At 37.9% G+C, this 12,379-nt stretch carries 10 protein-coding genes; all 10 read left to right on the forward strand.

The genetic code is table 11. The features are described 5' to 3' along the window. A partial coding sequence (locus tag Q0K35_RS00200; protein ID WP_294560493.1) for an ATP-binding cassette domain-containing protein occupies positions 1 to 436 on the forward strand: 436 nt, incomplete at its 5' end. Beyond that, positions 433 to 1,836 (forward strand): ABC transporter permease, encoded by a 1,404-nt coding sequence (locus tag Q0K35_RS00205; RefSeq protein WP_294560495.1) that lies wholly within the window; start codon positions 433 to 435, stop codon positions 1,834 to 1,836. The genes Q0K35_RS00200 and Q0K35_RS00205, both read left to right, overlap by 4 nt. 69 nt (positions 1,837 to 1,905) lie before the next feature. Next, positions 1,906 to 2,535, forward strand: a complete 630-nt coding sequence (locus Q0K35_RS00210) for an HAD family hydrolase (protein ID WP_294560496.1) — start codon at positions 1,906 to 1,908, stop codon at positions 2,533 to 2,535. 85 nt (positions 2,536 to 2,620) lie between these two features. Further along, complete coding sequence (locus Q0K35_RS00215; protein ID WP_294560498.1) at positions 2,621 to 3,817, forward strand: phosphoglycerate kinase; 1,197 nt, start codon at positions 2,621 to 2,623, stop codon at positions 3,815 to 3,817. A gap of 1 nt (position 3,818) precedes the next feature. Beyond that, on the forward strand, positions 3,819 to 4,562 hold the full coding sequence (gene tpiA / locus Q0K35_RS00220) for a triose-phosphate isomerase (protein WP_294560500.1): 744 nt from the start codon (positions 3,819 to 3,821) through the stop codon (positions 4,560 to 4,562). A gap of 144 nt (positions 4,563 to 4,706) precedes the next feature. After that, positions 4,707 to 5,582: a hypothetical protein gene (locus Q0K35_RS00225; protein WP_294560502.1), complete on the forward strand. Its 876-nt coding sequence runs from the start codon at positions 4,707 to 4,709 to the stop codon at positions 5,580 to 5,582. Positions 5,583 to 5,830: 248 nt separating this feature from the next. Next, the gene (locus Q0K35_RS00230) at positions 5,831 to 6,019 is read left to right on the forward strand and encodes a hypothetical protein (protein ID WP_294560504.1); all 189 of its coding nucleotides are present in this window, start codon (positions 5,831 to 5,833) and stop codon (positions 6,017 to 6,019) included. Positions 6,020 to 6,087: 68 nt separating this feature from the next. Then, positions 6,088 to 7,386, forward strand: a complete 1,299-nt coding sequence (eno, locus tag Q0K35_RS00235; RefSeq protein ID WP_294560505.1) for a phosphopyruvate hydratase — start codon at positions 6,088 to 6,090, stop codon at positions 7,384 to 7,386. A 181-nt stretch (positions 7,387 to 7,567) separates the two neighbouring features. After that, positions 7,568 to 8,998: a hypothetical protein gene (locus tag Q0K35_RS00240; protein WP_294560506.1), complete on the forward strand. Its 1,431-nt coding sequence runs from the start codon at positions 7,568 to 7,570 to the stop codon at positions 8,996 to 8,998. After that, positions 8,982 to 12,182 (forward strand): DEAD/DEAH box helicase, encoded by a 3,201-nt coding sequence (locus Q0K35_RS00245; RefSeq protein WP_294560508.1) that lies wholly within the window; start codon positions 8,982 to 8,984, stop codon positions 12,180 to 12,182. The genes Q0K35_RS00240 and Q0K35_RS00245 overlap by 17 nt, the downstream gene beginning before the upstream one ends. Positions 12,183 to 12,379: the final 197 nt, after the last annotated feature.

Genomic DNA, 12,379 nt, shown 5'->3' on the forward strand with positions numbered 1-12,379 from the left:
TATCGGAATCGTGTTTCAGAGCTATAATCTGATACCTTATATGAATGCCTTAGAAAATGTGATGGTGGCGATGTCGATCAGCGATCATCACTGGGAAGGAAATATGAAAGAAAGAGCGTTGGAGATATTGGAAAGTGTCGGGATCGATGGGAGCAAGGCAACAAGAAGGATCAACCGGTTAAGCGGAGGGGAGCAGCAGCGAGTAGCGATCGCACGGGCGATTTCCACAGATGCGAAGGTGATCCTGGCAGATGAGCCGACAGGGAACCTGGATGGGAAGACGAGCGAAACGATCATTGAAATCTTTAAAGAGCTGGCACATGAACAGGAGAAGTGTGTGATCATGGTGACACATTCAGAGAAGATAGCAGGTGAGAGTGATATCGTATTGAAGCTGAATACCGATATTCAAAATTTTGAGGTCAGAGGATCATGAAATGGGCAAAAAGGACATGGCTAAGCATCATAAGAAGGCCATTTAAAACACTGCTGCTTTTTCTGGTGATTTTTGTGATGGTTACTTTATTGGCTGGTTCTTTGTCGATCATCATGGCAAGTGGCAAGATTAAGGAACAGTTAAGCGAAGGTATTGGACCTGAGGGAACGATCACGATGGATTATAGTTATGAAAATCCTGATTTAAATGAGATGTTTACTTATTCTTTTCTTGAGAATTATGTGGATACGATGGAGAGCTTATGTGCAAATGAAAATGTCATAAGCTGTGAATATCATGTTAATACTTTAGTGAATGCATTGTATTCTGATTTATGGGGAAATGAAAATGCATTGGGAAGCGTTATCGCTTCTTTGTATAGTACCAATGTAACAGAACCGGCTTTATTTAAGGAAGGTACCTTGCATCTGACACAGAATCTTTCAGGACGTTTCTTTACTCAGGAGGAAATTGATAATGGAGAATTTGTCATTCTTACCAATCGTGATCTGGCGAAAGTTTCTTCTGGACTTTCGACAGGTTTGTGCAAGGTAGGAAATGAAGTTACATTATCGATTCCGATCAATTATAATTATTTGGATAACGGTGATGTTGAGGTAGAGTATTATAAATTTAATGCAAAGGTGATTGGTACTTTTTCCGGTGATGGAGGAGATTCGCGTATTTATATTCCAAATAAAGCATTGATGAAGATATTGGAAGAGGCAGACAGCTTTTTTGCGATGCGTAATTGTCATGCTGATTATGCAGCTTTTAGAGTAAGTGATCTGGAAGCGATGGATGCCTTTGATGAACTGGCGAAAAAGACCGTACGTGAAGTACCGGGTGCCAGTTATGAATCATCGACAACGATTTACAAGAAAAATGCAGGTCCGGTAGAAAATCTGGATACGATCGCGAAAGTGATCTTTGTTGCAGCACTGATTGCAACCATTATTATTTTAAGCTTGGTCGTTGTTTATTTCATGCAGGACAGGCGCAAGGAAATCGGTATTTATGCCTCTTTAGGAGAAAGTAAGAAGCATATCATCTCTCAGCTTGTTTTAGAGGTTGCTTTAGTGGCCGTCATTGCGATTTCTACGGCCAGTGCCAGTGGACTCTTTTTAGGAAATAAGTTATCGGATTATATGCTGGAAATCCAGCGTTATGTGCAGCGACAGCAAGATCTCGGTGATCTGGCGAATTTACCGGTGATTTATAAACCGATGTTTAGTGACAGGCTGGATACTCGTGATGCTGTGATCGATAATTTTGCCATTGAAGCGGATGCGCAGTATTTTGTAACGCTTTATGTTGTTGGTGAAGTAACCATACTTATTTCTTGTGGTTTTTCGATGATCTATCTGACGAGGCTTCGTCCAAAGGAAATTATGATGTAGAGGGCTTGCCCTCTTTTCTTATTGTTTTTTTGCTTTTATATGGTAGTATAAAGATAATGGAGTGATGATATGAAACAATGTATTATTTTTGATATGGATGGCACGTTATGGGATTCGAGTGAATCTGTGCTGGCTGCCGGTAATGAAGTGATTGAAAAAAGATTGGGGATCAAAAATTATTTGAATCAGGATATCATGAATCAGGTCATGGGGCTTGAAATTGAAGAGATTGCAAATATTTATTTTCCTCAGCTTGATCCTGATGAAAGATTAAAGCTTACTCTGGAATGCCTGGATAATGAAAATAAATATATTGCCAAGCATGGAGGAATCCTTTATGACGGAGTAGAGGAAACATTGGCCAAGCTTTCACGAAAGCATGATCTCATGATTGTTACCAATGCACAGGATGGCTATGTGGAAGCGATGTTTGCGGCACATCCGCTAGGACAATATTTTAAGGATTATGAAACACATGGACGAACAGGACTTGTGAAAGGTGAAAATCTGAAGTTGATCATGAAGCGCAATGGATATCAGGACGCCTGTTATGTCGGTGATACGATGAAGGATTATGAAGCTTGTGAGCTTGCCGGCATTCCGATGATCTATGCATCTTATGGTTTTGGAAAAGTGGCAAATGCATGGAAGACAATCGATCATTTTTCTGAATTGCTGGATTTGTTTGAAGGTATGTGATTTTAGTAACAAAGATGCACTGAAATGTTGAGTCAAAAAAATTTTAGTGGTATAATAGGAACGAAATAGAGGAGGATTTTTAGTTATGGCTAAAAGAACAGTCAAAGATTTAGACGTTGCCGGAAAACGCGTCATTGTCCGTGTTGACTTCAACGTTCCTAGAAAAGACGGTGTTATTACCAATGATAACCGTATCATGGCCGCTTTACCTACAATTAATTATTTAATTGAAAACAAAGCAAAAGTTATTTTAATGTCCCACTTAGGCAAGGTCGATCACAAGGATCCTGAAAAGTGCGAAGCTGACAAGAAGAAAAACGATATGGCAGTTGTAGCTAAAAGACTGGCAGAAGTTGTTGATACAAAGGTAACATTCGTACCTGTTACACGTGGTGAAGAGCTTGAAAAAGCTGTTGCTGATCTGAAAGACGGCGAAATCGTTTTAGTTCAGAATACACGTTATGAAAAAGGTGAAAGCAAGAATGATCCTGAATTAGGTAAATACTGGGCAAGCCTTGGTGATTTATTCGTAGAAGATGCTTTTGGTTCAGTACACCGTGCACATGCTTCTACTGTTGGTATCCCTACTCACTTGCCAAGTGCTTTAGGTTTCCTTGTAGAAAAAGAAGTGAAGATGTTAGGTGCTGCTGTTGATACACCGGTTCATCCGTTTGTTGCAATCATCGGTGGTGCAAAAGTATCTGACAAGATTGCTGTTGTTGACAATCTGCTGAAGATTGCTGATAAGGTTATCATCGGTGGTGGTATGGCTTATACATTCCTGAAAGCAAAGGGATATGAAGTAGGACAGTCATTGCTGGAAGAAGACCGTGTTGAAATGGCTAAGGAATATCTTGAAAAAGCTGGCGATAAATTGGTATTGCCAATTGATAATGTCGTAGCTGACAGATTTGCGGAAGATGCAAATACGAAGGTTGTAGATTCCGATAAGATCCCGGCTGATTGGCAGGGCCTTGACATTGGACCTAAGACTGTTGAGCTTTACAGAGAAACTTTGAAAGGTGCTAAGACAGTTGTATGGAACGGTCCGATGGGCGTATTTGAAATGAAGCCATTTGCTAATGGTACATTAGAAGTATGCAAGGCTATTTCTGAATTGCCGGATGCTACTACAGTTATCGGTGGCGGAGATTCTGCTGCTGCAGCTATTCAGCTCGGATTTGGTGACAAATTCTCTCACATTTCTACAGGTGGAGGAGCATCACTTGAATACATGGAAGGAAAGGTATTACCGGGTATTGCGGTAATTGAAGATAAGTAATATGAGAAAGCCTATTATTGTTGGAAACTGGAAAATGAACAAAACAATCGCTGAAGCGGTTGAATTTATCAATGCTGTTGATCCTGCATGCCATGATGGTGCTACTTATGGTGTAGCTACTTCATTCTTGGCATTGAATGAAGCAAACAAAGCAGCAAAAAATCTGATCGTGGCTGCAGAAAACTGCCACTTTGCTGATAGCGGTGCTTATACGGGTGAAGTCAGTGTACCGATGCTGGAAGAAATCGGCATCAAATACTGCATCATCGGACATTCAGAACGTCGTCAGATGTTTGGTGATACAGATGAAACGGTTAATAAGAAAGCAAAGCGTTTGATTGAAGCAGGTATCACACCAATCGTTTGTATCGGTGAAACAGAAGCTCAGTTTGATGCAGGTGAAACTGAAAAAGTCATTCGTGATCAGTTAACCGGAAGCCTGGCTGACTTATGTCCAAAATGTGTAGCTAATATCGTCATTGCTTATGAACCTATCTGGGCTATCGGAACAGGTAAATCAGCTACAAAAGAAATTGCACAGAATTGCTGTCACATCGTTCGTGATCAGATCAGAGTGATGTATGGTGATGAAGCGGCTGATAAGGTACGTATTCAGTATGGCGGAAGCGTTAAGCCTGAAAACATTGCGGAATATATGGCTATGGAAGACATCGATGGTGCTTTAGTTGGTGGAGCTTCATTGAAGGTTGATTCTTTCAAGGAATTGATTGAAAAGACAAAATAAGTTAAATTGAAGACGGTCTGAGTACAGGCTGTCTTTTTTTTGACTGTAAAAAAGGTAAAAATAATTATATGATTTTACTGGATATTTATGATATCATATAAGAGTGAAAAGGCTTTCATAAACATGATGACAGGAGGATTGATTATGAAAAAAATGACAGCTTATTTACTGGGACTTGCACTTATGATATCTATGACAGCTTGTTCATCTGCTGATTCTGATGATAGCGGTGAAAACAATGATAATACTCCGGTGGAAACAGAAGAAATTTCATTTGAAGAAATTACAGTGGTTGATAATGAGCAGTGTACGATCAAAATTACCGGGATCGAACCTGACAATATGTGGGGCTATACGTTAAATGCTTATTTGGAAAATAAATCAGAGGATAAAACATATATGTTCTCAGTTCAAAATGCCTCGGTCAATGGTTTGCAGACAGATCCTTTATTTGCGACAACAGTTGCTGCCGGTAAGAAATCAAATGAAGAAATTAATTTTTCTGAAGATCTGAGCAGTTATGGATTAACTGACTTTACAGATATTCAGCTTACTTTCAGGGTTTATGATAATGATGATTGGATGGCTGATGATGTAGCGCTACAAACGGTTCATGTTTACCCTTATGGCGAGGATAAAGCAACTACCTTTGTTAGGGAAAGTCAGTCAACAGATCATGTGATCGTAGATAATGAGAATGTAACGATCATTGTCACAGGATATGATGAAGATGGTATTTGGGGTTATACGATGCATCTTTACCTAGTAAATAAAACAGATAGCGAGGTTATGTTTAGTGTCGATGATGTATCGGTCAACGGCTTTATGGCGGATCCTTTTTGGGCAGCCAGCGTAGCTGCAGGAAAAGCTGCTTTCTCTGATGTATCTTGGTCTGATTCCACATTTGAGGAAAATGATATTACAACAGTAGAAGAAATCGAAATGACGTGGAGCGTATATAATAATGAAGATTGGACACAAGATGATATTTATAATGAAACGGTTGTCTTAAATCCATAATAGAGACGGTGATTATATTGATAGGACAGGAACACTGAAGGTGTTCCTTTTAATATATGGAAGTCTTGCATGACAGCATCATGCTTATTTTTATCATATTCCAAGTGAAAATAAAACCTATCAATCTGACACTTAATGTATATATGATCAGTTTGACAACTGCATATTTGATGCAAAAGAATATTTCATGGTTTTCTCGACATTGTTTTTCAATGTGACAGTATATGATAGCTTCAAAGGAAATATGTATGAAAAAAAGGATTGGGACCGTCATGTGTCTGAGTGGCATCTTATTATTGATACAGCCGGATTTTAAAAGTGATGAGGTGGCGATGATGCTGAATTATATCGTGGTGCATTATTGGCCGATCGGACTGATCGTAGCCGGAGCTTTTATGATGAATCAAAAACAAAAACCACGAAGAAATAAGAATTAAACCTTTATTTTAAATGGTGCTTGTGATATACTTTGTGTGTAAAAATTAACAAGGGAGGATTTTAAATTATGCCTATTATTATTGATGTTTACGCTCGCGAAGTCATTGACTCTCGTGGTAACCCTACTGTAGAAGTAGAAGTTACAACTGATTCAGGCGCATTTGGACGCGCTATGGTACCATCTGGTGCTTCTACTGGTGAAAGAGAAGCTCTGGAGCTTCGTGACGGTGATAAATCTCGTTTCTTGGGTAAAGGTGTTTTAAAAGCTGTTGCCAATGTAAATGACATTATTGCTGATGAAATTATCGGTATGGATGTTACAGATCAGGTAGCTATCGATACGAAGATGATCGAATTGGATGGTACGAAGGATAAGTCTAAATTCGGTGCCAATGCTATTTTAGGTGTTTCTTTGGCATGTGCTCATGCAGCTGCTGATTACTATGGAATGCCTTTATATAGATATTTAGGTGGTTTCAATGGTAAGACCTTACCGGTTCCTATGATGAATGTATTAAATGGTGGAAGCCATGCTGACTCTACAGTTGATTTCCAGGAATACATGATCATGCCTGTTGGTGCTAAGTCTATCAACGAAGCATTAAGAATGGGTGCTGAAACATTCCATAACTTACGTAAGGTATTGAAGGGCAAAGGATACAACACAAATGTTGGTGATGAAGGTGGATTTGCTCCTAGCTGCCGTGAAGGTAACGAAGAACCATTGGAATTGATCGTTGAAGCTATCAAGGCTGCCGGATATGTTCCGGGTGAAGATATCTGCATCGCAATGGACGTTGCTGCCAGTGAATTCTACAACCCTGAAACTAAGAACTATGATCTGGCAAAATCAGGTCAGGGAACAAAGACTACTGATGAAATGATCGATATGTTTGCTGAATGGGTAGAAAAATATCCAATCGTTTCTATCGAAGACGGTCTTGGTGAAAGAGATTGGGATGGATGGAAGAAGTTAACTGAAAGACTGGGTGACAAGATCCAGTTGGTTGGTGATGACTTATTCGTTACAAATCCTGCTATCTTAAAAGAAGGTATTGAAAAGCACATCGCTAATGCGATCCTGATCAAAGTTAACCAGATCGGTACATTGACAGAAACTTTCGATGCTATGGAAATGGCCAAGGAAGCTGGTTATACAGCTGTTGTATCTCACCGTTCAGGTGAAACAGAAGATACGACGATTGCTCATATCGCTGTTGGCTTCAATGCAGGACAGATCAAGACAGGTTCTATGTCAAGAACTGACCGTATTGCTAAATACAACGAATTGATCAGAATTGCTGATGATCTGGGAGCTAGTGCTAAGTACTTAGGTAAATCTGCATTCTACAACATCAATAAATAGTTTATATTATGATGAAAAGCGGCATGGCTTCGGCTGTGTCGCTTTTATTATGCCGAAGATTCAGCCTGAGTAATGACTATATTGGATAAAAAGACCGTAATCTTCAAAAAATAAAGATAAAACAGTATGCACATTAAAAATATGATATAATTTTTATATTGGTAAATGAAGTGAGGTATTTATGGAAAGGCCATTTAGTTATACGATCTATCAGCAAGGAAAGAAGCTGTACCAGAATATGAAGGTCAGCAATCTTTCGGTAAATGGTAAAACGGTTGAAGGAAGGGTCATGGATCACAAGCTTCATAAGGTAAAGCTTGTTTTTAATGAAGCCAAGCAGTTAAGTGCAAAATATTGTGATTGTACTTACGCAAAAGTCTATCATGAGTGTCCACATAGTGCTGCCTTATTCATTCGGTATATGAATGAAGGGGTCCAAGAACCAAGAAAGGAAACGCTGCGTACTCTCTATAATGTCTATATTTCCAGTAAATCCAAACCTAATCTAAAGGATTATCAGGAGTTTGAGTCAAGGCTTTTAAATCGTCTGGTCGTTCTGTCAAAAGAGGGTTCATGGGAAACGATCAAAGCATACTGTGAAGAAATACCACGTATTACTTATCCGATAAATCGTATTCATTTTCTTGTTCATCAAATGATTCGCTCATTGAATACTTTGATCAAAGATGAAAAGTTTTATGATCTGATTTTTCAATGGGGAATAGATTCTTTATCATGGAACAAAAATATTTATTTTCATCCTTATTTTTTGAATCTGATACAGAAAAAAGAAGCATCAGAAGTCCAACAGATCTGTGATAACCTGCTTATGCAGATGCCGCTTGTTTTAAATGAGGCCTTATGTTCCCGCATTTTAATGATATTAAGTGAAAAGTCACAATTAAGCTATAAGGAATTCAGACAAAAATATGATCAATTTAAAAATTCTGAAGCAATGATTTATTTAGAGGCTATTGATCTTGTGAATGGTAAAGACTATTCCTCTGCCATGAAGCTGATTCAATCGTATCAGAAGACCCATAAAAATATGGCACTTGCAAAGGAAATGAAAGCTCTTTATGAAAAAGCATGGATACAATGTGATCCGTCTGGTTATGTTTCACAGCTTGTTCAGCGATTAAGCTATTGGAATCCTGACTTTAGTGAGATCATACGTGCCAAAGAGCTTCTTAAGGATGAATGGAAATATATCTCACAGGATATCTATGATAAGGTCAGAAAGAAAACAGATGGTTATTCCTTTGAACAGTTCATCAATGAACAGCAGGAATGGGAATATGTGGTTCAACTTCTTTACAGGGAACCGACATTGGATAATATTGAAGTATATGGCAAGATGATCCAAGAAAGAGATGAGGAGCTTTATGCACAGGTTCTCCTTGAAGCACTGATAAATACGGCTGATAAGTCGAGAAGCACCAAAGCTTATGAAATGATTATTGATTATCTTGAAGAATACCGGTATCGTTATCAGGATAATAAAAGGGTCGAATATATGATATATTATTTAAAGAAATTGAATCCAACGAAAAATAAGCTCATTGAGTTGCTGGATGATGTCATGGGGGAAATGTATGGAACTTCAGATTGAGAATTACATAAAAAATAAAACCAGTCTATCTATTGCACATCGTTATGAACAATATGATAATGTTGTCTTATTAGATATCTGTGATTTAGGTAATCATTATGAAATTCATGGAGCAGTAGATGTGCTCGGAAGGATTTATGACGTTTTCTTTGTTTTGGATAAAAGCGGAAAGCTTTTGGAATACAACTGTAATTGTTCCTATTGTGATTCTGACCCATGTGCACATATCGGAGCGGTCATGCTGAAGATCAACCAATTGGATATTGATCATTTTCCATATCACTATGAAAAGGATCTGGAACATGAAATTCTTGAAGAAAGAAAGAAAAGTGCTGAAAGGCGAGAATCGGCGCATCTTATGGAAATGACTTCTATGGGAAGAAAGATCATGGAAATGCGCAAGATGGATTATCAGCGGCAACTGGATCGTATCATCACAAATGAACGTTATGAGATTGAAGCTTCTTTAAATGAAGGATATGGTCATCATTTGAGCTTGACATTTAAGATAGGAAACGAAAAAAAATATGTGATAAAAAATATATCACTTTTTTTGGAAATGATGAATCATCATACATTTCATACTTATGGCAAGCAATTATCAATGACTCATCAAATAGAATCCTTTGATGAATTAGGACAGAAACAGATCCATTTCATGGAAGAAATGGAAAGACGTCTAAGAAAAAAAGAGTATTATTATACATCCCAATTGGGACGTTCCATTAATTTGGATAATGATAATATTGATGATTTCTTTTATGTTTATGAAGATGCGGGAGGCAGTAATTTCAGCTGTCAAAGAGAAGAGAAAAAGATTGAGCTTCGCTGGCAGGAAAAAAGTAAATATGATGAGCTTTCTTTAGTAACGGATCTATCATCATATATATGCGGAAATCGTAATTTGTATATGTTGGATCATTCTAAAAACAGCTATGAATTTCATTGTATCGTTCTGGATGATCAAGGAAGAGCCATTGATCTGATCAAGCAGCTGCTTTTACATCCTATCTGGATATTAAAGGAAGAACGCAATGAATTTTATAAGTATGTTTTAGATAATCTGACAGATTATTTTGATATTATGAATCTGTTTGAACTGCCGAACAGTCAGCTTGAGAAGATCAAGATCTTTGGAGATATCAACGATGAAGGCGATGTCGTAGTAAATGTGGAATATCTGTATGAAGACCAGCATCACAGCATGGGACTTACAAATGAAAATTTGTTGACCTATGAACAGGATCTTGTAGAAAGCTATATTCGTAAATATGCATCAGACATCCAAGAAGGAGTTGCGGTTTTTGATAGTAATGAGGAAAATACCTTGAGCTTTGTAGAAGAAGGTTTTACTTTCTTACAGAACTATGGTGATGTTTATATCAGTGAATCCCTGAAGAAGTTTAATGAACATAAAATGTATCGGATCAATGTAGGTGTACGTTATGAAAGCGATCTTTTATCTATTGATATTCAAAGTGAGGATTTGCCTAAGGATGAAATTTCTTCGATCTTGTCACAATACCGGCGAAAGAAGAAGTTTTATCGTTTAAAAAACGGCGAACTGATACATTTAAATTCACCGGCTATTGAAGAGCTAAGCGGGATCATGGATGATTTTCATTTAGATGTAAAGGATATAGCCAATGGTGAATTTGCCTTGAATCCTTATCGTCTTTTTGCGGTTGAACAGGAAGCCAATGCTTCTAAAAATATCGTATTTGAACGAAGCCGGTCTTTTAAAAATGCTTTGGAGCATTTTACTGTTCAGGCAATAGATGAGATGAAGATTCCTAGTCAATACGAGGATATCCTTCGTGAATATCAAAAAGAGGGTGTCAAATGGATGCAGTTATTAAATAGCTATCACTTTAACGGTATCTTGGCAGATGATATGGGTCTTGGAAAGACGCTTCAGGTCATTGCGCTGATCGAAGGATTACAAACAGAACTTCCGTGTATCGTTGTAGCGCCTTCTTCGCTCGTATATAATTGGATGGATGAGGTAGAAAAATTTTCTAAGCAGCTGCGGGCAATATGTATTGTCGGGAATCAGGAAAACCGCCGTGATTTATTAGAAGAGAAAGCAGATCTCTATATTACCAGCTATGACTATATGCGTCGGGATGGCGAATTGTATGAAGACAAGCAATTTGAATATGTGATATTGGATGAAGCTCAGTATATCAAAAATCAGAAAACACAAAATGCGATTTCTGTAAAGAAGTTAAAGGCAAATCATAAGCTGGCTCTGACAGGGACACCGATTGAAAATTCATTGGCAGAGCTGTGGTCAATCTTTGATTTTCTTATGCCGGGCTATCTGTTTAACTATCATTATTTTTTGAATCATTATGAAAATGATATCGTAAGAAATGATGATGAGGAAAAGAAGAAAAAGCTGAAACAGCTTGTTACTCCTTTTATTTTACGTAGAAATAAAAAAGAAGTGTTACAGGAGCTTCCGGATAAAATAGAAAAAGTACAATTGATTGATTTTAGTGAAGAAGAAAATAAGCTTTATCTGGCTCATCTGGCAAGTGTCAATAAGGAATTGAATGCAATGATGGGAAATGAAAAGGTAGATAAGATTGCGGTATTGGCCATGCTGACAAAATTGCGTCAGATTTGTTGTGAACCCCGTCTTTTGTTTGACAATATCTATGATTCATCAAGCAAGATGAAGGCTTGCATGGATTTAGTCGTTAATCTGAAAGAAAATTCACAGAAGGTATTGATCTTTTCTTCTTTTACGAGCGTGTTGGATTTAATTGAAAGGGAATTAAACTTATTAAATATCTCCAGTTATAAGCTGACAGGACAGACGAGCAAAGAGGAAAGAAGAGAGTTGATTCAGAAATTCCAAAGCGATGATACAGAAGTCTTCTTGATCTCATTGAAAGCAGGAGGTACTGGATTAAATCTAACTGCTGCACAGGCGGTGATCCATTTTGATCCATGGTGGAACATTTCTGCCCAGAATCAGGCGACAGATCGTGCGTATCGCATCGGACAGGAAAAAAATGTCCAGGTATTTAAGCTGGTCATGAAAAACAGTATTGAAGAAAAGATCTTAAAGCTTCAGGAAAAGAAGAAAGATCTGGCAGACAGCTTTGTAGAGAATAATGAAGGCAGCTTATCAAAGATGGATAAGGATGATATCATGGAATTGTTTAAGATATAAGTATGATGTTTAATTACAAAGGACTTCATTTAGAAACATGAAGTCCTTTTACTATGATATGAATTATAACTACTCTGCTAATTCTTCTAATCCGGCCACTTCTTCGACAGGAAGTGCAATGACAATTCCCCGTGCCGGTGTCTTCATACCGCATTCATGAGATATGGCGGACATGATTGCTGATTTTTTATTCTGTG

Origin of the sequence: uncultured Traorella sp., assembly GCF_944327115.1 — a bacterium.
In the GTDB taxonomy this organism is placed as follows: Bacteria; Bacillota_I; Bacilli_A; order Erysipelotrichales; family Erysipelotrichaceae; genus Traorella.

Coding starts and splice junctions, on each gene's coding strand:
- Q0K35_RS00205 (WP_294560495.1), top strand. CDS start 433: ATGAAATGGGCAAAAAGGACATGGCTAAGCATCATAAGAAGGCCATTT.
- Q0K35_RS00210 (WP_294560496.1), top strand. CDS start 1,906: ATGAAACAATGTATTATTTTTGATATGGATGGCACGTTATGGGATTCG.
- Q0K35_RS00215 (WP_294560498.1), top strand. CDS start 2,621: ATGGCTAAAAGAACAGTCAAAGATTTAGACGTTGCCGGAAAACGCGTC.
- tpiA (WP_294560500.1), top strand. CDS start 3,819: ATGAGAAAGCCTATTATTGTTGGAAACTGGAAAATGAACAAAACAATC.
- Q0K35_RS00225 (WP_294560502.1), top strand. CDS start 4,707: ATGAAAAAAATGACAGCTTATTTACTGGGACTTGCACTTATGATATCT.
- Q0K35_RS00230 (WP_294560504.1), top strand. CDS start 5,831: ATGAAAAAAAGGATTGGGACCGTCATGTGTCTGAGTGGCATCTTATTA.
- eno (WP_294560505.1), top strand. CDS start 6,088: ATGCCTATTATTATTGATGTTTACGCTCGCGAAGTCATTGACTCTCGT.
- Q0K35_RS00240 (WP_294560506.1), top strand. CDS start 7,568: ATGGAAAGGCCATTTAGTTATACGATCTATCAGCAAGGAAAGAAGCTG.
- Q0K35_RS00245 (WP_294560508.1), top strand. CDS start 8,982: ATGGAACTTCAGATTGAGAATTACATAAAAAATAAAACCAGTCTATCT.